The organism is Dyadobacter luteus (assembly GCF_003383615.1).
In the GTDB taxonomy this organism is placed as follows: domain Bacteria; phylum Bacteroidota; class Bacteroidia; order Cytophagales; family Spirosomataceae; genus Dyadobacter; species Dyadobacter luteus.
Window position 1 is genome coordinate 40,317 of record NZ_QNUL01000014.1, and the last position, 19,621, is coordinate 59,937.

The 19,621-nt window shown below is 42.4% G+C and carries 19 protein-coding genes and 1 tRNA gene; 12 read left to right on the forward strand and 8 right to left on the reverse strand.

Annotated features, from left to right (window positions below; genetic code table 11):
• Window positions 1-59 precede the first annotated feature (59 nt).
• Both DSL64_RS16915 and DSL64_RS16920 read right to left on the reverse strand, forming a co-directional pair.
• Window positions 60-2,075 carry a BCCT family transporter gene (locus tag DSL64_RS16915; RefSeq protein ID WP_115832190.1) on the reverse strand — a complete coding sequence of 672 codons (2,016 nt, stop codon included), beginning with the start codon at window positions 2,073-2,075 and terminating at the stop codon, window positions 60-62.
• A gap of 326 nt (window positions 2,076-2,401) precedes the next feature.
• Window positions 2,402-2,485: transfer RNA gene (locus tag DSL64_RS16920), tRNA-Leu, on the reverse strand.
• Window positions 2,486-2,820: 335 nt separating this feature from the next.
• Between DSL64_RS16920 and DSL64_RS16925 the strand changes: the two genes are divergently transcribed.
• Together DSL64_RS16925 and DSL64_RS16930 are read left to right on the forward strand one after the other, a co-directional pair.
• A complete protein-coding gene (locus tag DSL64_RS16925; RefSeq protein ID WP_115832103.1) occupies window positions 2,821-3,939 on the forward strand; it encodes an AI-2E family transporter in 1,119 nt (372 codons plus the stop codon).
• 88 nt (window positions 3,940-4,027) lie between these two features.
• On the forward strand, window positions 4,028-5,011 hold the full coding sequence (locus DSL64_RS16930) for a glycoside hydrolase family 43 protein (protein WP_115832104.1): 984 nt from the start codon (window positions 4,028-4,030) through the stop codon (window positions 5,009-5,011).
• Between the two features lie 5 nt (window positions 5,012-5,016).
• Here the strand turns inward: DSL64_RS16930 and DSL64_RS16935 are convergent, their stop codons facing one another.
• Window positions 5,017-5,628, reverse strand: coding sequence for a LysE family translocator (locus DSL64_RS16935; RefSeq protein WP_115832105.1), 612 nt, complete (start codon window positions 5,626-5,628; stop codon window positions 5,017-5,019).
• 2 nt (window positions 5,629-5,630) lie between these two features.
• Entirely contained in the window at window positions 5,631-6,176 is a 546-nt protein-coding gene (locus DSL64_RS16940; RefSeq protein ID WP_115832106.1) for an NUDIX domain-containing protein, read from the reverse strand.
• A gap of 323 nt (window positions 6,177-6,499) precedes the next feature.
• Between DSL64_RS16940 and DSL64_RS16945 the strand changes: the two genes are divergently transcribed.
• Window positions 6,500-7,426 carry a sugar phosphate isomerase/epimerase family protein gene (locus DSL64_RS16945; RefSeq protein WP_115832107.1) on the forward strand — a complete coding sequence of 309 codons (927 nt, stop codon included), beginning with the start codon at window positions 6,500-6,502 and terminating at the stop codon, window positions 7,424-7,426.
• A gap of 134 nt (window positions 7,427-7,560) precedes the next feature.
• Here DSL64_RS16945 and folE read toward each other — a convergent pair whose 3' ends face one another.
• Both folE and DSL64_RS16955 read right to left on the reverse strand, forming a co-directional pair.
• Window positions 7,561-8,256, reverse strand: coding sequence for a GTP cyclohydrolase I FolE (gene folE, locus DSL64_RS16950; RefSeq protein WP_115832108.1), 696 nt, complete (start codon window positions 8,254-8,256; stop codon window positions 7,561-7,563).
• Complete coding sequence (locus DSL64_RS16955) at window positions 8,216-8,632, reverse strand: 6-pyruvoyl trahydropterin synthase family protein (protein ID WP_115832109.1); 417 nt, start codon at window positions 8,630-8,632, stop codon at window positions 8,216-8,218. The genes folE and DSL64_RS16955 overlap by 41 nt, the downstream gene beginning before the upstream one ends.
• Before the next feature lie 286 nt (window positions 8,633-8,918).
• On the opposite strand from DSL64_RS16955, the gene DSL64_RS16960 reads away from it, so the two are divergent.
• The 4 genes from DSL64_RS16960 (at window position 8,919) to DSL64_RS16975 (ending at window position 12,939) form a co-directional block, all read left to right on the forward strand.
• A complete protein-coding gene (locus DSL64_RS16960; protein WP_115832110.1) occupies window positions 8,919-10,142 on the forward strand; it encodes a sugar MFS transporter in 1,224 nt (407 codons plus the stop codon).
• A gap of 236 nt (window positions 10,143-10,378) precedes the next feature.
• Window positions 10,379-12,379, forward strand: coding sequence for a (E)-4-hydroxy-3-methylbut-2-enyl-diphosphate synthase (ispG, locus tag DSL64_RS16965; protein WP_115832111.1), 2,001 nt, complete (start codon window positions 10,379-10,381; stop codon window positions 12,377-12,379).
• A gap of 21 nt (window positions 12,380-12,400) precedes the next feature.
• The gene (locus DSL64_RS16970) at window positions 12,401-12,580 is read left to right on the forward strand and encodes a DUF6728 family protein (protein WP_115832112.1); all 180 of its coding nucleotides are present in this window, start codon (window positions 12,401-12,403) and stop codon (window positions 12,578-12,580) included.
• Window positions 12,577-12,939 (forward strand): MmcQ/YjbR family DNA-binding protein, encoded by a 363-nt coding sequence (locus DSL64_RS16975; protein ID WP_115832113.1) that lies wholly within the window; start codon window positions 12,577-12,579, stop codon window positions 12,937-12,939. Before DSL64_RS16970 ends, DSL64_RS16975 begins: the two co-directional genes overlap by 4 nt.
• 38 nt (window positions 12,940-12,977) lie before the next feature.
• Here the strand turns inward: DSL64_RS16975 and gldC are convergent, their stop codons facing one another.
• Both gldC and DSL64_RS16985 read right to left on the reverse strand, forming a co-directional pair.
• Complete coding sequence (gldC, locus tag DSL64_RS16980; protein ID WP_115832114.1) at window positions 12,978-13,322, reverse strand: gliding motility protein GldC; 345 nt, start codon at window positions 13,320-13,322, stop codon at window positions 12,978-12,980.
• A 58-nt stretch (window positions 13,323-13,380) separates the two neighbouring features.
• Entirely contained in the window at window positions 13,381-14,112 is a 732-nt protein-coding gene (locus tag DSL64_RS16985) for a DUF4197 domain-containing protein (RefSeq protein ID WP_115832115.1), read from the reverse strand.
• A 109-nt stretch (window positions 14,113-14,221) separates the two neighbouring features.
• Here DSL64_RS16985 and DSL64_RS16990 point away from each other — a divergent pair, with 109 nt between their 5' ends.
• The 5 genes from DSL64_RS16990 to DSL64_RS17010 all read left to right on the forward strand — a co-directional run bounded on the left by DSL64_RS16990 (window position 14,222) and on the right by DSL64_RS17010 (window position 19,460).
• A complete protein-coding gene (locus tag DSL64_RS16990) occupies window positions 14,222-15,484 on the forward strand; it encodes a competence/damage-inducible protein A (RefSeq protein ID WP_115832116.1) in 1,263 nt (420 codons plus the stop codon).
• Window positions 15,485-15,598: 114 nt separating this feature from the next.
• Window positions 15,599-16,882, forward strand: a complete 1,284-nt coding sequence (locus DSL64_RS16995) for a dihydrolipoamide acetyltransferase family protein (RefSeq protein WP_115832117.1) — start codon at window positions 15,599-15,601, stop codon at window positions 16,880-16,882.
• Entirely contained in the window at window positions 16,883-17,416 is a 534-nt protein-coding gene (locus tag DSL64_RS17000; protein WP_229217119.1) for a 5' nucleotidase, NT5C type, read from the forward strand. It abuts the gene before it with no gap.
• Window positions 17,413-18,093, forward strand: coding sequence for a response regulator transcription factor (locus DSL64_RS17005; protein ID WP_115832118.1), 681 nt, complete (start codon window positions 17,413-17,415; stop codon window positions 18,091-18,093). The genes DSL64_RS17000 and DSL64_RS17005 overlap by 4 nt, the downstream gene beginning before the upstream one ends.
• Complete coding sequence (locus DSL64_RS17010; RefSeq protein WP_115832119.1) at window positions 18,093-19,460, forward strand: sensor histidine kinase; 1,368 nt, start codon at window positions 18,093-18,095, stop codon at window positions 19,458-19,460. The genes DSL64_RS17005 and DSL64_RS17010 overlap by 1 nt, the downstream gene beginning before the upstream one ends.
• The last annotated feature ends 161 nt before the right edge of the window (window positions 19,461-19,621 follow it).

The window sequence follows — 19,621 nt, forward strand, 5'->3', positions numbered from 1 at the left end:
GGTTTGCTGTTAGTTGAGAAAATCAGTGTTTCACTTTTCCGGAAGTGCAGTTGACGTTGTTATTTTCGTTTGAGGGTAATGTCTGTAAAGATCTCGTTTTTAACCTCGGAAGATAATTCCAAAAAGCGTTCGTATTGTTTCAAAACATCGGCGATGATTTCGTTTTTTGTAAAATATTCTATGTTATAGCCTAACCGGTTATCGCCAAAGTAGGTTTTTGGAATGTAAGATTGACTATTCTTCACACCGGGAATATTCCCTTCGTCGACAAGGAAGTCAGAGACTGTTTTCGATTTGCTACGGACACCATAGGTGAAATCTTCGATTAACTGATGTTTGATTGTTAGAGAAACCTGTACGGGTTTATCTTCGCTGCTCACAATAGCAGGTATCTCTCTGTCATTAAATCCCATCGCCAGTTCTTCCAAAGCCGGTTTAACGGTATCCTTTATATAGTGTTCCACATACTCCTGATTTTTCGATGCAAGTATCTTACCGAGACGTTCTTTCCAAAGTTCCCCTGACCAGTTACGTGTAGCTGGCGAAAATCCTTTGGCGTAATAATAGTTGTCAACGATCAACCCCTGGATCAGGCTGTAACAAAACATAACCATAATTACTGCAAATGGAAGGGCAGTAATCAGCGTCATCGTCTGAAGAGATTGTAATCCTCCTGCATTCAATAGTACCAAAGCCAGCAATGCGAGTAGTATGCCCCAGAATGACAATTGCCATTTAGGTGATTTCTCTGCATTATTGGACGCTATATTGTTAATTACCAAGATTCCTGAATCAGCAGACGTAACAAAAAATATGAAAATAATGAAAATGGCAAGTCCGCTGCTTATCCCTGCTATCGGAAAATAATCAAGAAAAGTAAATAACAGTTCGTCTGCTTTGGATATCATGCTGCTCAGTTGACCCGCAGCAATGCCCTTATCCAGCCAACTGGCACTGTTTCCAAAAATAGTCATCCACAAGAAATTGAACGCAGTGGGGATGAGCAGCACTGCACATACGAACTCACGGATTGTTCTGCCTCTCGAAATGCTGGCAATAAATAATCCAACATACGGTGACCATGAAATCCACCATGCCCAGTATAGAATTGTCCAGTTGTAAAACCACGGCTGTGTTGATGGTTCGTAAGCATGTGTATTGAAGGTCAGCGTGAAAAACTCATTCAGGTAATAGCCAATCCCTTCGGAGAATGAACCCAGTAAAAATACGGTGGGTCCCATGATGAGTATGAACAGCATCAATACAACGGCACCAACAATGTTGAGCTGACTTAGAAACTTTATTCCCTTGTTTACGCCCGATGAAGCTGACAAGATAGAAATAGTCATGATGACGAAGACTATCATAACCTGATAACCATACTCCTTGCTGTCAAAGAGTCCTATTTTAACAAGACCAGCGTTGAGCTGCACGATACCAAAACCCAATGTAGTAGTAATACCGAAAAATGTGCTGCATAAGGCAAATGCATCAATTGCATCTCCCGCCGGGCTATTTATTTTGTTCTTAAGCAGTGGATAAAAGCAACTGCGAAGCGAAAGGGGAAGTTTATATCGATAGGTAAAATAGGCAAGTGAAAGGCCAACCACACCATAAATTGCCCAGGCGTGCACACCCCAGTGAAAGAAGGTAAAAAGCTGGGCATTCTTTGCCCTTTGAGTTTCACTGAGTTCACTGAAAACGGGATCTGAAAAATGCGATATGGGCTCCGATACACTAAAGTACATCAGTCCTATACCCATTCCTGCTGCAAAAAGCATTGATATCCACGAGAAAAAAGAATGTTCCGGAACGGAATCATCGTCACCCAGCACAATGGAGCCATACTTGCTGAAAACAAGCGCTATCAGAAAGAATACAAATAGCGTTACCGACCATACATATACCCAGTTCAGATTGACAAAAATCCAATTCTGGACGCTATCGAGGAGCTTGTTAGTCATATCGGGAAGAAAGCTCGATAGGAAAGTAACCAAAAATATGAAGACCAGACTCGGCAGAACAATGCCTCTTTTGAATGTTGATGATCGGTATAAATTTTTCAGTGTGCTCATAATTTTGATAGTTTTCCAGTCGAAGTAAAGGTAAAGTTTTGTCACAGCACATTTGCAATAACTTAGTGAACGAAACGGCCTGTCAAACCCTTCAGTTGTATTTGATTCCAGAATCTTGTGGTATTGAAGTCATCGAAAACTATTCTGTACGCCGACAATTCTACCGTACTCTAAAGGATGCTTTTCCAATGATATTTGTACATGCAGTGAAGGGGAACCTTGTTTTTCCTGTCAGGGTACTGCGGAAGATTCGTGAAGTCTGAGACTTATTTGGAGAATCGTAAATAAAAAAAGCACGTTTAGACGATCTAAACGCGCTTTTTTTGTGACCAAAAGGAGATTCGAACTCCCACACCCGTAAGGGCACTACCCCCTCAAAGTAGCGTGTCTACCAATTCCACCACCTGGCCATAGACATTAAAAGCTGAGCCGTTCCTCAAACTTGATGCAAAAGTAAAATAAATTTAAACGCCTGCAACACTCCAATCAAGGTTTTTGAATACGCAACACACTTTTTCCTATATTTTGCAGGCAAACAGATACATTAAGTAATTGTTAATGAGCAGTCCGCCGGCAAATAATTACACTGATATTTTTTTCAAAATATCTTTCGTTCCTACGCTTCAGATGCTGGCACGATATATGCGTATATAGACTTACAGTGAGATGAAGTATCATCATTTTAACTTTTGTACAACTCATACCACAGCAATCTGAACCATATCAACTTTTACATTTTTGACCTATGAAAGATCTACCGCTAACCGTCCGCCGTTCTATTGAGCTGCTAGGACTTGTACTGCTGGGCTCCTTACTTGTAATTGGAAATGACATCATTATGCCAATTATCATGGCTTTTTTTATCAGCATCGTTTTACTGCCCGTATTCCGTTTCTTAAAAAAACACAAGTTCCCGGAGGTACTGGCCATTGTTCTGCCCATTTTACTTTTGGCTATTATATTGGCTGGGATCGTTTGGTTTTTCTCATCCCAGGTGAGCCTACTCGTAGCTGATTTTCCACAGATCAAGAACAATATAAATTCGCACCTGATGGCTCTCAGTGACTGGGTTTCTTCCATCAGCCACTATTCTACTAAGGAACAGGTCGACTTTATTAATAAAAATACCAATGAGCTGGTCGGTTTTGCCGGCAAGAGAGCAAGTGGGGCTGCTGTGACGCTTAGTTCCTTGTTCGTTTTTGTAGGACTCTTGCCGATCTACATCTACCTGATGCTTTTCTACAAGGACATCATACTTCGCTTCATATTTATGTGGTTTCAGCCCGATCACCACGACAAAGTGAAAGAAGCTATTTACGAGTCGGAAGTGATCATTAAAAGTTACCTTGTCGGTTTGTTGATTCAGGTTACCTACATGACGGTTCTACTTGGAGGTACGTTACTGATCATTGGCATCAAACATGCGCTACTTATTGGTGTAATTTTCGCATTTCTGAATCTGATTCCTTACGTGGGTGCACTGCTGGGAAACATTATCGGTGTACTTATTACGATCACTTCCTCTACCGAATTATGGCCCGTCGTTACGGTGTTGGCGGTGATTGCAGGCGTGCAATTCCTCGACAATAACATACTGATGCCGCGCATTGTTGGTTCAAAAGTGAAAATCAATGCGTTGTTTGCGATTCTTGGAGTGATTATTGGCGGTAACGTGGCTGGCGTATCGGGTATGTTCCTTTCTATGCCCATTATCGCAGTATTGAAGGTTATTTTCGATCGGACCGACATGTTCAAGCAATGGGGTGTATTACTTGGTGACGCTCGTCCACAGCGAAGCCCTATGCAGTTTGCAGCATTCCGTAAGAAGAAAGGAGTTGTGAACAAGCCGGGAGTAGAGCATTAAGGTTCAAAATAAACAATTGGTTATTTATATCTGCCATGATTAGTTTTATGGCAGATGTTATTTTTTAATGAATCCCTTAACTCTGTTTATGAAAAAGCATTTTGTACTTGGTGTTCTGTCTTTCTTTTTTCTGAGCGCAGTCCGAGCTCAGAATACACCGCCGCCCTATCGGACAAACGTCCCGATTGATTCCATTCGTTTGAGCGATCCCTTTATTCTGACTGATAAGAAGACGGCCACCTATTACATGACCGGAACGGGAGGCATGCTCTGGAAAAGTAAAGATCTGAAAACCTGGAGCGGACCGTCATCCATCGCTCAAACAGATCCAAAATCGTGGATGGGCCCGAAACCGATGATCTGGGCTGCCGAAATTCATGAGTATAAGGGTAAATATTACTACTTCGCTACGTTCACCAACAAGCAACTTAAAGCGGAAGGAGATCTTGAACGCAGAGCCTGTCATGTGTTGGTGAGCGATAAACCCGAAGGCCCTTATGTTCCGATGAAGCAACCCACCTATCTGCCAGCCAATAAGCTGACACTTGATGCTACCTTATGGACTGATACGGATGGAAAACCTTACATGGTATATTGTCACGAATGGCTGCAAAATGGTGACGGAACAGTTGAAAAGATAGAGCTCCTGCCCGATTTTTCCGGGACAAAAGGAGAACCGAAACTAATGTTTCTCGCCAGTGATTCGCCCTGGAGCAAAGAAAAAGATAAAAATGACAAGGATATTCCCAACAAGGTTACCGACGGTCCCTGGCTATTCAAAACGCAGACAGGAAAATTGGGAATACTCTGGACAAGCTGGATTTATGATGTATATACCCAAGGCATGGCTTACTCTAAAAGCGGGACGCTGGATGGACCCTGGATTCAGGAAAAGGTTCCCTTTACACCTCCAAATCATGGACACGGAATGATGTTCCGTTCGCTGGACGGAAAATTATTGCTAGTTATGCACAGTCATAAAAGTGTCAACGGGAAATTTATCCGTATCCCCAAAATCTTCGGAATTGATGATTCAGGGGATAAGATTGTGCTTGGGGAACAACTATTTTAGGTTGCTTAAAAGAACGTTCGATAGGCAATCTGGCAGGCGATCAGTATAAACACTGCGCCTGTCACCCTGTTGAATATAAGAACGACTTTGGGGGTAAATAGCCTCTTAAGTTTGTTGGCGTAAAAAGCTATAGCGCATTCAACAATAAATATGGCAATCACACTGGCAGTAAAGAATGCCACCACCTGTCCCATATGAAAATGCAGATTTGATCTGATATACGTGGCTATTGTTACCCAGGTGATAAAATTGACGGGGTTGAGTGCGTTCAGCAGAAAGCCAGTGGTGAAATAATAAAGAAGATTACCAAACCTGGTTTTCGGATAGGCAATATTAGGCTGCCCGTTCACAAAGTTGTTAATTCCTAGAACAAGCAGAAAGATAATTCCGGCACCTGCGATCCATTGCTTAAAATTGGAAACATCCGGCAGGAATGTAGTTCCGAAAATGGCACAGAAAACGAAGATAACATCGCTGATAAAAACGCCGAATGCAATTTTTACACCCGTTCTGAAACCGTTATCGACGCTGTTTTGAACCAATGAAAAAAAGACGGTTCCGAAAGTCAGGCAAAGTGCGACGCCCGTGACCATACCATACAATAAAGCTTCTAACATAATTATATTCCTCTGTGCCTGGCGGCCATTAAAATGGCACAAACTGAAAGGGAGTCAGTAATTTCTGAGCGCATAGCCATCTCTACCGCCTCCGAAAGAGGTACTTTTTTAACCTGCAACACTTCGGTATCTTCTGGTTCAGCATCTTCCTGCACCAAATCTTCGGCTATAAAGAGAAATCCTTCCTCATTTGTAGCAGAGTTGGATGTATGTATTCTTGCAAGCTTGGTCCACTTACCGGCAGTGAGCCCGGTTTCTTCTTTTAATTCCCGTTTGGCTGCATCAAGAGGATCTCCATCAAGCTTTCCACCTCCTTCCGGTATTTCCCAGGAGTATTCATCAATGGCATATCGAAACTGGCCTACCAGATATATATTGTTTTCATTATCAATAGGAAGTATTCCAATCGCCTGGTTTTTGAATTTTACCAGACCATATATTCCATTTGACCCGCCTGGTGTAATCACTTCGCGATGACTTAGTTCCAGCCATGCGTTTTCATATACTGTGTTAGTAGTCAGTGTTTTCCAGTTATTTTCTGTATTCATAACATCCGTTTTCTCAATCTCCTCTTACCCGGGAGACTGCAAAGAAACCAAAAATAACCGTTAGGAACGTCTCTTAACCCCTATCTTTTGCCGGAGCAGGCGATTTATTCCATGGCGTTGTAGTTAAAAAAAACTACCTATAAGGAATAGTCATAATTGATTATTCTGACTGCGCGTGTATTTATGGTGGATTGTTGTGCTATATATACGATTTAGCAAAAGATCTTGAACGAAATGCTGCAAAATTGGTAAAAAATGAGAAACTTCACGCCGTCACAAGAATCGACTCAAAAGAGTATCAATTATTTCTAAATTATTAACCCATGACGAATTTCTCTAGAAGGGATTTCCTGAAAAAAGCTGGTGCTACCGCTTTGGCAGCTACTGCCATCACTGACTTACTTGCAGCAGCTGCTCCCCAAAAATTATGGTTCGACATTTCTCTTGCTGAATGGTCGTTGCATAAGGAATTGTTTGCCAAAAAAATAACGAATCTTGATTTTCCGGAACTGGCTAAAAAGGAGTTTGGAATCAGTATTGTGGAATATGTAAACCAGTTTTTCAAAGACAAAGCTGAGGACAAAACCTACCTGGCGGAACTTCTTAAAAGGGCAAAAGATAATGGTGTATCTAACCATTTGATCATGATTGACGGAGAAGGTGGCTTGGGAGATACCGATGCGGCTGCCCGTAATAAAGCTGTAGAAAACCATTATAAGTGGGTAGAAGCTGCAAAATACCTCGGATGTAAAACCATACGTGTGAATGCCTTTGGTCGAGGTAGTAACGAAGATGTAGCGAAAGCGGCAATCGAAGGTCTTGGTAAGTTGGGTGAGTTTGCAGCTAAAACAAAAATAAACGTAATCGTAGAAAATCATGGCGGTTCTTCATCAAACGGACAATGGCTGTCGGGAGTGATGAAGCAGGTAAATCTTAAAAACGTAGGTACCCTGCCAGACTTTGGAAACTTCTGTATCACCAGAAAGGACGGAGGATGTGCTGAGTCTTACGACAGATACCAGGGCACTCAGGAGTTGATGCCTTTTGCCAAAGGTGTAAGTGCTAAAACATACGATTTTGATGAAAAAGGAAATTGCATCGAAACAGATTATGCTAAAATCCTGAAAATTGTAAAAACAAGCGGATTCCGTGGTATTGCAGGTATTGAGTACGAAGGAAGCAAACTTTCTGAGTACGACGGTATCAAAGCAACGAAAGCGCTGTTAGAAAGAGTTGGGCCGACGGTTTAACCTAAAATGAAGAGTTAAGAATTATAAATGAAGAGTAAAAGAAAATGAGTCTGATTGATCCCTTCGATCTTTCAGACTCATTTTCTTTTATTAAGCAACTCTTAATTCTTAACTTTTCATTTTTAATTCCTCTGTTAACTCCCCAGAGTCAAATAACTAAGGAACTCCTTCTTCGTAGTTTCTTCTTCAAATTTTCCGCCGTAGTAAGCAGTGACGGTTGAACTTCCGGAATCTCTTACTCCGCGTGATTGTACGCACATATGTCGGGCATCAATCACAACGGCAATGTCTTCTGTATTTAAAGCCTCTTTCAGTTCGTTGGCAATCTGAACTGTAAGTCGTTCCTGCACCTGTGGCCTTTTGCTGTAATATTCCACGATACGGTTTAGCTTGGAGAGTCCGATCACCTTGCCACTTGAAATATAGGCAACGTGGGCCTTTCCATAAATGGGTACGAAGTGGTGCTCACAATTTGAAAAAACAGTGATATCCTTTTCAACCAGCATCTGGTCGTACTTGTATCTGTTTTCAAACAGTGCTACAGCAGGCTTATTTTTAGGATCCAGTCCGCTGAAAACCTCCTTGATATACATTTTAGCCACTCTTTTGGGAGTACCTTTCAGACTATCATCTGTTAGGTCCAACCCCATTATCTCCATGATGTGGCGGAAATGTTTTTCGATCAGTTCGATTTTGGTATCATCATCCAGCGCAAATGCATCAGGACGCATAGGCGTTTCTATGGAAGTCAGCAGGTGGTTATCCCCCACTTCCTCAGCTTCCAGCATATCAATTGACGGGATATTCGACAAAGTTCCGTTCTGTTTCATATAGTCTGATTTTCAGGTCAAGCGCCTGATCAATTTTATTTCGTAAGATATTGTAAATAACCACTGCAATATTCTCAGCTGAGGGATTTAGTTCGAAAAACTCCTCAACATCCAGATTCAGATTGCGATGATCGAAACGATCCAGTACAAACTCTTTGATGAGAGAGCTCAACACCTTCATATCAACCACATAGCCGGTATCGGGATTAATTTCTCCTGTTACCTGTACGATCAGCTCATAGTTGTGACCATGAAAGTGAGGATTGTTGCACTTGCCAAATACAGCTTCATTCTTCTCATCCGACCAGGTGGGGTTATGAAGACGATGCGCCGCATTAAAATGCTCCTTCCGGAACACCGCCGCTTTATGAGCCATATTTATTCCAACTAAAATGAGTAATGCCTTAAATGTCGTTACAAAGTATGTGTCCAACACACTTAAAGCCGCCGAGCGCTGATGGATGCTCTTTGGAGTTACTTGCACGGTATCAACGTCAAAGAAATAAAAAATGTTCAAAACGACCCAAAATTATCCAAACAGAGCCTTGTTCGAAATCTTTGGGTAGTTAATAAAAAAAATTAAAAATGTTTGAATTTCGCGTATATTGCGTTCGTTGAATTCTTCTAACATTTAAACCTATAACCCTTTAACTGCTGCGTCAATGAGCAATAAGAACAATAATTATTTGGTTCCGCTTATTATTATCGGTGTTTTATTCTTTGTAATGGGATTTGTAACGTGGGTAAACGGAACGCTCATTACCTTCTTTAAAAAGGCTTTCAGTCTTGACAATACGAGTTCTTATCTGGTAACTTTTGCTTTCTTCATTTCCTACACACTCATGGCAATACCCTCTTCTATGGTATTGAAAAAAACCGGATTTAAAAACGGGATGTCGTTAGGTTTGCTTGTGATGGCTGCAGGAACGCTCATCTTTATCCCGGCTGCTGAAATGGCGAGCTACAATCTCTTTTTAGTCGGGCTGTTTACCATAGGCATAGGGTTGACGGTTCTGCAAACGGCATCCAATCCGTACGTAACCATACTTGGCCCACGCGAGAGTGCAGCTCAAAGGATTAGTATCATGGGAATTGCCAACAAAACTGCCGGCATTATCAGCCAGGTGGTTGTAGGAAGTTTGCTACTTGCCGGTGCCAGTAGTGTAGATCCCAAAGATGAGCTGGATAAAGTGGTTGTTCCCTATCTGGTTTTGACAGGTGTTTTGGTTGGACTGGCATTATTGATTCGCCTTTCAAAAGGATTGGTTGAAGTAAGCGAGGAAGAGGAAGCGCCTGCCGCGACTGCCTCGGTAGTGGTTGAGAAAACAAGTGTTTTTCAATTTCCAAATCTTGTACTTGGAGTACTTGCCTTGTTCTGCTATGTAGGTGTTGAAGTGATTGCAGGAGATACCATCATCAACTACGGAGTCTCGCTAGGGTTCGCGGAAGAAGAAGCCAGGTTATTCGGGACTTACACGCTGGGAGGAATGATGTTTGGTTATGTATTGGGTATTATTCTGATCCCTAAATATGTGTCTCAGCAGGCTTATCTGATGTTTTCTGCGATTCTCGGAGTTGTTGTAACTGTGGTAGCTATTTTCTCGACAGGTTTCACATCAGTATTATGCATCGCTGTGCTTGGATTTGCGAATGCGGTAATCTGGCCGGCACTTTGGCCATTGGCTCTGAGTGGTTTGGGTAAATTCACAAAAATAGGTTCAGCGTTGTTGATCATGGGTATCTCGGGAGGAGCTATCATGCCTTTGGTTTATGGAGGTATTGCCGATTCCATAGGCAGCACCCAGAACGCCTACTGGCTGATGTTGCCATTGTATCTGTTTATTCTTTATTTCGGACTAATAGGTCATAAAAAAAGAAACTGGTAATTCCATTATCTCTCAAAAAAGCCTGAAATTCATGTGGGATTTCAGGCTTTTTTATGTTTTTACAAAATCATTCAGGCTTCTCAGTTATTGCGAAAGTCGTGTTTTAAAACTCAAATCAATATTAAACAGAAGAAATGCACCATTGTAATTCGTATTATGTTTTAGATTTGTCAACTTTGTACGGCGGTTGATGGCTTTGTCAGAATCCCAACAGTAATATTGAATAAACACTGCAGATGACATTAATTACAGCTCCTGAAAAGCTAGATTTATACTGTCCGTCACTGACGGAATACAAAAGGCGGAAAAGCATCACAATCAACATTGGTGATGTTGCCATGGGATCGGACTACCCCATCAGGGTGCAGTCAATGACCACCGTTGATACCATGGATACACAAGGTTCTATCGATGAAGTGATACGCATGGTAGATTCAGGCTGCGAATACGTACGTATCACGGCTCCGAGTGTGAAGGAAGCACAAAATCTTGAAAACATTCGTAATGGATTGCGTAAGGTGGGCATAACTGTTCCTATTATAGCCGATATACATTTCACCCCTAATGCTGCGGAACTGGCTGCCAGAATTGTGGAGAAGGTCAGGATTAATCCCGGCAACTATGCCGACCGGAAGCGTTTTGAAGTGATTGATTATACGGATGCATCCTATGCTGCAGAGCTGGAACGTATTCGTGAAAAGTTTATTCCTTTAATTAAGATTTGTAAGGAATACGGAACTGCGATGCGAATCGGAACGAACCATGGCTCGCTTTCAGATAGAATTCTGAGCCGTTACGGCGATACACCGCTGGGAATGGTCGAATCTGCACTTGAATTCCTCCGGATTTGTGAAGAGCTGAACTACTATAATATTGCTTTATCCATGAAATCCAGCAATACGCAGGTGATGGTGGAAGCGTATCGTTTGCTCGTTCAGCGTCTGGATCAGGAAGGATTAAAGCCTTATCCCCTGCACCTGGGTGTTACCGAAGCCGGCGAGGCAGAAGACGGACGTATCAAATCAGCAGTGGGCATCGGAACATTGTTGGAGGATGGATTAGGGGATACTGTGCGCGTTTCATTAACGGAAGCTCCGGAAAAGGAAGCTCCGGTTGCCAGGGCGCTTATAGACCGTTACACCAAAAGGAGTCCCCATGCTTATATTGAACCGCTAGAAAAATGCCCGATTAATCCGTTTCAGTATTCCCGAAGAGATACAAGCGAGGTATACAATCTGGGACACCTGAATGTGCCAAGAGTTATTGCGGACTATTCCAACATAGATGTAAAAGAATACGACGATCTTAAAAGTATCGGCCATTTCTTCCTGCCCGTCCCTGACAAATGGGCAATGAATGATCAGGGGGCAGACTTTTTCTATTCCGGTAAGAAAGCTATTCCATTTATGCTTCCCAATGGATTAAAAGAAATATTGGATGCGGAGGTTTGGGATAAGCAGGAAGATAAGATTAATCGTTTTCCCCTGTTTTCAGTAGCGGATTGGCAGGAGAATCAAACTTTGACACATGCCGCCCAACTGAACTTTGTAAAGGGAGATATACATCAGTTTAGTTCAGCATTCCTCAGCTCCGTAAAAGATGCGGGGAACGTTGTGTTGGTTTTATCGTCTGATAACGCTCATGCTATGGCTGAAATGAGAAGGTTCTTTTACCGACTGACTGAGGAAGGTTACAAAATACCCGTGGTGATTCAACGTAATTATCAGGCTTATTCGACTGATGAACTGACACTCTATGCGGCGACAGATATAGGTGGATTGTTGGTAGATGGATTCGGTGATGGCGTGCTTGTTTCGCCCATTTTCGAATCAAGTGAAGAACAGAAGCTAAAATATGCTGCAACATTCAACAGCGTGGCTTTCGGAATTCTCCAGGCGGCCCGTACCCGTATGTCAAAAACGGAGTACATCTCCTGCCCTTCCTGTGGCCGAACGTTATTTGATTTGCAGGAAACCACTGCAATGATCAGAAAACACACAGAACACCTTAAAGGTATTAAAATTGGTATCATGGGCTGTATTGTGAATGGTCCCGGCGAAATGGCTGATGCTGACTACGGCTATGTGGGTATGGGCAAGGATAAAATAGCGTTGTACCGTGGCCAGGAGGTAATCAAGCGGTCTGTGCATTCGTCTAAAGCCGTTGAAGAGCTGATTGAACTGATACGTGAAGATGGCAGGTGGATAGACCCTGCGGAGGTGGAAGTTTTGAATTAATGATTTTAAAAGACAAAGAATATGAAAAAGTATTTTCAGTTGGGCGACGTATTCAGCTACTTTATAAGGGTTTTCAAGAAGCCTGATCCTAATGCTCCGAATTCGTTTAACCTGAGGGTTATGCACGGCATCAACAGAATTTCAATAGTGATGTTTCTTTTCTGTCTGATCGTGATGATTATCAGGGCTTTTACAAGATGAATCCGGAATCACTCAGAGATTACTGTCTTACTTTACCCGGTGTTACGGAGGAATTACCGTTTGGTCCGGATACGCTGGTATTTAAGGTAATGGGCAAAGTATTTTTGCTGACACCACTTGACGGCGGGCATTTTACAATGAACGTGAAATGTGATCCTGAAAAGGCAGAAGATTTACGCGCCAGATATCCCGATGTAAGACCGGGGTTCCATATGAACAAAAAACATTGGAATACTGTGTATATCAATGGCAGCATTCCCGGCGATTCGCTATTCGAGTGGGTGAAAGATTCTTACGACCTTGTTGTCAAGTCTCTGACCAAAGCACAAAAGCAAGAGCTCGAAGAGTTAAAGAAATAGAAAAAAGAAACCCGGAATTTAGCGTTCCGGGTTTTGTCTTATTTGGCAGCAGCCTTCATCTCCTCGTCGAGCTTCTTGCTAAGCGTTTCGCAAAGCCCTTCGATCGCTTCTCCCATTGCTCTGTCATTCGTAGCAGAAAGCAAAGTGTCTGCAATACCACTCATGATTTCGATATAGAACCTTTTCATTTCAAAGACTTCCATGTCTTTGGTCCAAAGGTCGATTTTTAATGTTCCTCTGTGGTAATGATCCCAAACCGCAATAGCTATCGCGCGGGTGTCATTAATGCCTTCATTTGGATTGTCAGTAGCATCCCAGTGAATCTTTTCAGGAATGCTCTGTGCGTCAAGTTCTATGGTGAAATTTATCTGTGAATTTTTCATATGAATTTTAAAATTTCACAAAAGTAAGCAATAAACGTTCATCAGACATTCATTGAGGCTATTTTCCGGCCTGACTAAATACCTTTTTGAGCAAATCACTTACCCTTGCCATAGGATCTTCTCTGATTTTCTTTTCCTCCTGAGCAATCAGAATGTACAAACCATCAATGGTTTTTTGAGTAGCATATTCCTTCAGGTTAGGATTCACTTTCTTCACCAAAGGAATCTGATTGTAGACATTCACCAGATCGGAATAATATTGTGTTGCCTTGTTAATTTTTAAAGTACTGTCAACAACGGGGAAGAAAGTTTTAAACAACTCGTCATTGGTTGTCTTTTTGAGATAAACGGTAGCCGCATCGTCCTGCCCTTTCAAAATACTGACAGCATCTGTGATCGTCATCGAGGTGACAGCCTTCACAAATATGGGTTTCGATTTTTTTGCTGCGTCTTCAGCAGCCCGGTTCAAGGATAGCGTAAATTTATCGACCTCACTCCCAAGACCCATTTTTCTGAGCGTTTCTGCTACTTTCTGAGCTTCGGGAGGAATGGCTAATTTAATGAGTTCATTTTTAAAGAAACCATCGACCTTTGAGGCGGATGCAGATCCGTTACTTACTCCCAGATTCAAAGCTTCTTTGAGGCCTGCGGCAATGTCTCCTTCACTTAGCACACCCGATGACGATTGTACTTTTTCTAATACTTTGCCAAGTTTAGTTTTGAACTGAGCCTGCGACGCGCAGCTTGTGAAAACCAGTAACATGGCGGGAATTATCCATTTTTGCATCATTCCTGTTTAAGTTTGTTAATATCTATCCACTTTTCAAACGTAATCAATAACGATTAATTTTACTTATTTTTGGGAAAATATACGCCTAATTTCAACCTGTTTCTGTTCTATGAATCCCATTATAAGGGCTGAGATCTTAACAATCGGAGATGAAATACTTTTCGGACAAATTATAGATACTAATACACAATGGATTGGTTCTGAGCTTACAGGTATAGGAATCAGAACAGTTAGGAAGACATCTGTTGGTGACGATAAAAAGGATATTATTGCCGCGTTTACAGACGCAGGCAAGCGTGCTGAGGTGGTCATTGTAACGGGCGGACTTGGACCTACCAAGGACGATGTTACCAAATATGCCTTCTGCGAATATTTCGGAAGTACATTGAAAATCAATGAAGATGCATTAACTCTTATTACCGCATTTTTTGCGAAAAGAGGTCGTGCCATGACCGAGCTGAATATTCAGCAGGCGGCTCTGCCGGATAATTGCACTTATGTCCCGAACCAATGGGGTACAGCGCCTGGCATGTGGTTTGAGAAAGATGGTGTGGTTTATGTTTCACTGCCCGGAGTGCCTTATGAAATGAAGAGCCTGATGGAGTTTGAGATACTTCCCAGACTCAAACAGCGGTTTGTTCTTAACGTTATTCAACACAAGTCTGTAAGGACAATTGGTATCGGGGAATCTTTTCTGGCGGAGAAAATTGCTGCCTGGGAAAGTGCCTTGCCAGACCATATCAGGCTTGCCTATCTTCCTCATTTCGGACAGGTTAAACTACGGTTGACAGGTACCGGCGACAATGCCGATGTATTAAACACGCAACTACTTGAACAGGTAGACTTGGTAAGGCCCATTATCGACGAGTATATTTTTGGTTACGATCAGGATGAACTGGAATCAGTAATTGCTGCGTTGTTAATCAGTCAGCAGGCTACAGTAGGTACTGCGGAAAGCTGTACAGGTGGATTTGTATCACACAGATTGACAAGTTTGCCGGGATCCTCTGCCTATTTTCAGGGAGCAGTAGTAAGCTACAGTAATGAGTTGAAAATGAATCTCCTTGGCGTTTCAGGTGATACATTAGCGGAGCATGGGGCAGTGAGCGAACAAACTGTAAAGGAAATGGCAGAAGGCGCCAGACGAGCTTTGGGAACAACCTATGCCATTGCCACAACAGGCATTGCGGGTCCTGATGGTGGAAGCGCGGAAAAACCGGTTGGAACGGTCTGGATTGCATGTGCCACTCCGACAGAGACAGTAACTCAGCTATTGAAACTTGCTAATATCAGGAGTATCAATATAGAAATGACCTCAACCTATGCGTTGAATTTGCTCAGAAAGGCTATAATAAAATCAGGGCAGATTTAACGACAATTGGTTGTTTAGACAAATATCGAGGGAAATTTCAGTTAAAATCTCTTATTTGCGAAACTAACTACACCAACTGACAAAGATTATGTCCGTTTGGTCAGATCATATTTTATGAAAGTAATTGAAATGCTGATGCCCCCAATGGGCGAGAGTATCATGGAATGTACAGTACTACACCGCCTGAAAAAGGAAGGTGATAAGGTGTCTGCGGACGATTCCATACTCGAAGTTGCTACTGATAAAGTAGATACGGAAGTGCCATGCCCTATTGACGGAGTTTTGAAGCAATGGCTCGTGAAAGAGGATGATGTGGTGCCCATTGGTAGTCCTGTAGCACTTATTGAAACGTCCGGAGAGCCAGGAAAGGCAGATGAGCCTGTATCCAAGACTGCGGATGCTGAACAGCCAACAGAAGAATCTGTTGCAGCATCGCTGGAAAAGGATTTTGACAATGCCCTGGAAACCAGAAATGCGCCGGTACTTTCTAGTGTAGGTGAAGGGAATACATTCTATTCGCCGCTTGTGCTTAGTATAGCCCGTGAAGAAGGTATTTCATCGGATGAACTTGCCGGGGTTAAAGGTACAGGCGTAGAGGGAAGAATAACCAAAAATGACATTCTTGGCTATCTGGAAAATCGGGGTAATGTCGTTGCAGCTCCGATAAAAACAGTTTCAGTAAGTGGAGAAAATGAGATTGTAGAAATGGATCGCATGCGCAAGATGATTTCTCAGCGTATGACCGAGTCGAGAAAAATATCTGCACACGTTACTTCATTTATCGAAACGGATATGACCCCCATCGTAAAATGGCGTGAGGATGTAAAAAATGATTACCGCAAAAGGTCGGGAGATAGCATTACATTCACACCTATACTGATTGAGGCGGTTGTAAAAGCGATCAGGGATTATCCCTTGATTAACATATCCGTAGAAGGCGATAAAATTGTAAAGAAAAAAGACATCAATATCGGTATGGCCGTGGCTTTGCCAGACGGTAACCTGATCGTCCCTGTGATTCACCATGCCGATCAGTATGATTTGGCCGGACTAGCGAGAAAGGTTAATGAACTTGCAAAAAAAGCAAGAGAGAATAAGCTTAAAGCAGATGATGTTTCAGGAGGCACTTACACTGTTTCTAACATTGGGGCTTTTGCCAATCTGATGGGGACGCCTATTATTGTGCAACCACAAGTAGGAATTATGGCATTTGGGGCGATCAAGAAAAAGCCGGCTGTGATTGAAACACCTCAGGGAGATTTGCTCGGTATAAGAAGCCTGATGTTTATATCTCATTCCTACGACCATAGGGTTGTAGACGGTTCACTGGGTGGTTTGTTTCTGAAACGTGTGAACGATTATCTTGAAGGTTTTGATACGCACAGAAAGTTGATTTAAATGCTTAGACTCACACTGGATATGGACGACGTGCTGGCCAACACGCACGAAAAGTTGGTCAGTGTGGTACTGAACGATTTCACAACCAATTTTACGGAGCAAGACCTTAAAGCGGCACCTTTGAGAGAGCTTTTACATCCAAAACAGTTAGGAAAGCTCAATAAGATTATGAATATGCCCGGCTTTTTTGCCGATATAGAAGTAAAAGAGGGAGCGATCGAAACAGTAGCGGCGTTGTCCCGCTTTTATGAGTTGTATATTGCAACAGCCTGTATGGAGTTTCCCAATTCGTTTAAGGATAAGTTTGACTGGCTGGGCAGGCACTTCAGGTTTATTCCGTGGACAAACATCGTTTTCTGCGGCTATAAGAGTATTATACATTCGGATTACCTGATAGACGATCATCCGCGTAATCTTTATGCTTTTAAGGGTGAAGGTATTCTTTTCAGTGCGTTGCATAACAGAAAGGAAGAAGGATTCAGAAGAGTGAATAACTGGAAAGAAGTTTCGGAGCTATTTTTACCAATCGTATGAAGCTATTATTAATTGAAGATGAACCCAAAACTGTACAGTCGCTGAGACAGGGACTGGAGGAAGACGGCTACGAAGTTGACATTGCGTACGATGGATTGATTGGTAAGCAGCTGGCAAAAAATAACACCTATCAATTAATTATCAGTGATATAATTATCCCCGGAATCAACGGAATAGAGCTTTGTCGTGAGATTCGTAATTCGGGCGACGCTACCCCTATCCTGATGCTTACGGCATTGGGGACGACGGATGATAAAGTAACAGGCCTGGATGCCGGAGCTGATGATTATCTTGTAAAACCATTTGAGTTTAAGGAATTGCTTGCTCGCGTGCGTGCGCTTACCAAACGTGGCGCCGGCATTTTGCATACGGCGCAGACTTTGAAATTTGCCGATGTTGAAGTTTCTCTGGATGCGAAAACAGTTCATCGCGCGGGAAATAAGATCAATCTCACAGCGCGTGAATTTAATCTGCTTGTTTACCTCATACGGAATCAGGGACGCGTTGTTTCTAAGGTGGAAATCGCAGAACAGGTTTGGGATATTGGTTTCGATACTGGTACTAATATCATCGAGGTGTATGTGAACTATCTGCGCAAAAAACTGGATAAAGATTATCCGGTCAAACTCATTCATACTCAGTTCGGTATGGGGTATGTGCTTAAAGTAGAAGATTAATGCAAATAAGGACCAGGCTTACTGTTCAGTTTTCACTGCTGGTGAGTAGTATTCTCCTGGTGAGCTTCCTTGCTATTTATTACTTCTCGTATGAAAACCTTACGGAAGATTTCTATGATCGTTTGAGATCAAAGGCTAATTCCACGGCCGCCTTACTGGATGGCCCCGTGGTAAGTCCGGATATAATTCGTGCGCTGGAAGGATCCAACGCTGACCGGATATACAATCAGATCATACTTATTTTCGACGAACAAAACCGGCTCATCTACACCAACTCGGCTCCAGGACATAAGAATATCCATGTTTCAAAGTATTGGTTGGATGAAGTACGCAAGGCTGGGGAAATTCGCTATACCGACGGAGATTCCAAAGTAGTCGGTCTTTATACCAAATTTCCGTTCACACGTGCCGTCGTATTGATGGGTGCACAGGATAAGGTAGGAGAAGTAAACCTGATCAACCTGCTTCAACTTCTTGTGGCATCATTCTTGATCGCAACGATTATAGTAACGTTTGCCGGGTGGATTTTTGCCAAAAGAGCCCTCCGGCCTATATCAAGAGTCATGAATGCAGTGGAGGGAATTCTACCGCAGAATCTGCATACACGTCTGGATGTCGCTAACCAAAAAGATGAAATAGGTAGGCTTATCACTACATTCAACAATCTGCTGGATCGGATTGAAGCCGCATTTCAGATGCAGAAAATTTTTGTGGCCAATGTTTCGCATGAATTAAAGAACCCGCTTACCAAAATACGCTCCCAATTGGAAGTGAGTACGCTGAAAGAAAGAAGTCAATTGGAATACCAGCTTACCATACGGTCTGTATTGGAGGATATTCAGGAACTAGCACAACTTTCCAATACATTACTTGAATTAGCGAAAGTCAGTGAAGACCAGAACGACCTGCTGACGGAAACCGTACGTGTGGATGATTTACTTCTGGATTCACGTCAGATGCTCATTCAATCCAATCCCTCTTACAACATCCTGATCGACTTTGATGACCTTCCGGAAGATGATACATGGCTTGAAATAGCCGGCAATCCTACACTTCTCAAAACGGCATTCCTTAATCTGATGGATAATGCATGCAAGTTCTCGGAAGATCTGAGCGTTTCTGTAGCACTTAAATGTAATGCCGAAAATATTCATCTGAAGTTTTCCGATCAGGGAAAAGGAATTCCGGAAAAAGATCAGGGACTTGTCTTCCAACCTTTCTACCGAAGCGAAAATACTGCCAACATCAAAGGCTACGGAATCGGGCTCTCTCTCGTAGAACGTATTGTTCGCCTTCATAACGGTACCATTGTGATTCAATCTAATCTGCCGAAGGGTACCACCTTCCTTATTAACTTCACTATTTAACCGCTGAAATATTTTTTCATGCGTTAAGCAAATTCTAAGTTTTTATTAACTCGCTTTTAAGTATTGTTATATTTATTTGTATTGTTCTCATAGAGACAATGTCTCACAGAGAAAAGAAATTGAACTAGATTTCATTTTTTGTGGTGTTAATAAGCAAACTT

Excerpts from the sequence above, each read along its gene's own strand:
- DSL64_RS16990 (WP_115832116.1), top strand. The coding sequence starts at position 14,222 with ATGAATCCCATTATAAGGGCTGAGATCTTAACAATCGGAGATGAAATA.
- folE (WP_115832108.1), bottom strand. The coding sequence starts at position 8,256 with ATGAAACAGAACGGAACTTTGTCGAATATCCCGTCAATTGATATGCTG.
- DSL64_RS16940 (WP_115832106.1), bottom strand. The coding sequence starts at position 6,176 with ATGAATACAGAAAATAACTGGAAAACACTGACTACTAACACAGTATAT.
- gldC (WP_115832114.1), bottom strand. The coding sequence starts at position 13,322 with ATGAAAAATTCACAGATAAATTTCACCATAGAACTTGACGCACAGAGC.
- DSL64_RS17000 (WP_229217119.1), top strand. The coding sequence starts at position 16,883 with ATGCTTAGACTCACACTGGATATGGACGACGTGCTGGCCAACACGCAC.
- DSL64_RS16960 (WP_115832110.1), top strand. The coding sequence starts at position 8,919 with ATGAGCAATAAGAACAATAATTATTTGGTTCCGCTTATTATTATCGGT.
- DSL64_RS17005 (WP_115832118.1), top strand. The coding sequence starts at position 17,413 with ATGAAGCTATTATTAATTGAAGATGAACCCAAAACTGTACAGTCGCTG.
- ispG (WP_115832111.1), top strand. The coding sequence starts at position 10,379 with ATGACATTAATTACAGCTCCTGAAAAGCTAGATTTATACTGTCCGTCA.
- DSL64_RS16985 (WP_115832115.1), bottom strand. The coding sequence starts at position 14,112 with ATGATGCAAAAATGGATAATTCCCGCCATGTTACTGGTTTTCACAAGC.
- DSL64_RS16930 (WP_115832104.1), top strand. The coding sequence starts at position 4,028 with ATGAAAAAGCATTTTGTACTTGGTGTTCTGTCTTTCTTTTTTCTGAGC.
- DSL64_RS16970 (WP_115832112.1), top strand. The coding sequence starts at position 12,401 with ATGAAAAAGTATTTTCAGTTGGGCGACGTATTCAGCTACTTTATAAGG.
- DSL64_RS16935 (WP_115832105.1), bottom strand. The coding sequence starts at position 5,628 with ATGTTAGAAGCTTTATTGTATGGTATGGTCACGGGCGTCGCACTTTGC.
- DSL64_RS16995 (WP_115832117.1), top strand. The coding sequence starts at position 15,599 with ATGAAAGTAATTGAAATGCTGATGCCCCCAATGGGCGAGAGTATCATG.
- DSL64_RS17010 (WP_115832119.1), top strand. The coding sequence starts at position 18,093 with ATGCAAATAAGGACCAGGCTTACTGTTCAGTTTTCACTGCTGGTGAGT.
- DSL64_RS16975 (WP_115832113.1), top strand. The coding sequence starts at position 12,577 with ATGAATCCGGAATCACTCAGAGATTACTGTCTTACTTTACCCGGTGTT.
- DSL64_RS16915 (WP_115832190.1), bottom strand. The coding sequence starts at position 2,075 with ATGAGCACACTGAAAAATTTATACCGATCATCAACATTCAAAAGAGGC.
- DSL64_RS16925 (WP_115832103.1), top strand. The coding sequence starts at position 2,821 with ATGAAAGATCTACCGCTAACCGTCCGCCGTTCTATTGAGCTGCTAGGA.
- DSL64_RS16945 (WP_115832107.1), top strand. The coding sequence starts at position 6,500 with ATGACGAATTTCTCTAGAAGGGATTTCCTGAAAAAAGCTGGTGCTACC.
- DSL64_RS16955 (WP_115832109.1), bottom strand. The coding sequence starts at position 8,632 with ATGGCTCATAAAGCGGCGGTGTTCCGGAAGGAGCATTTTAATGCGGCG.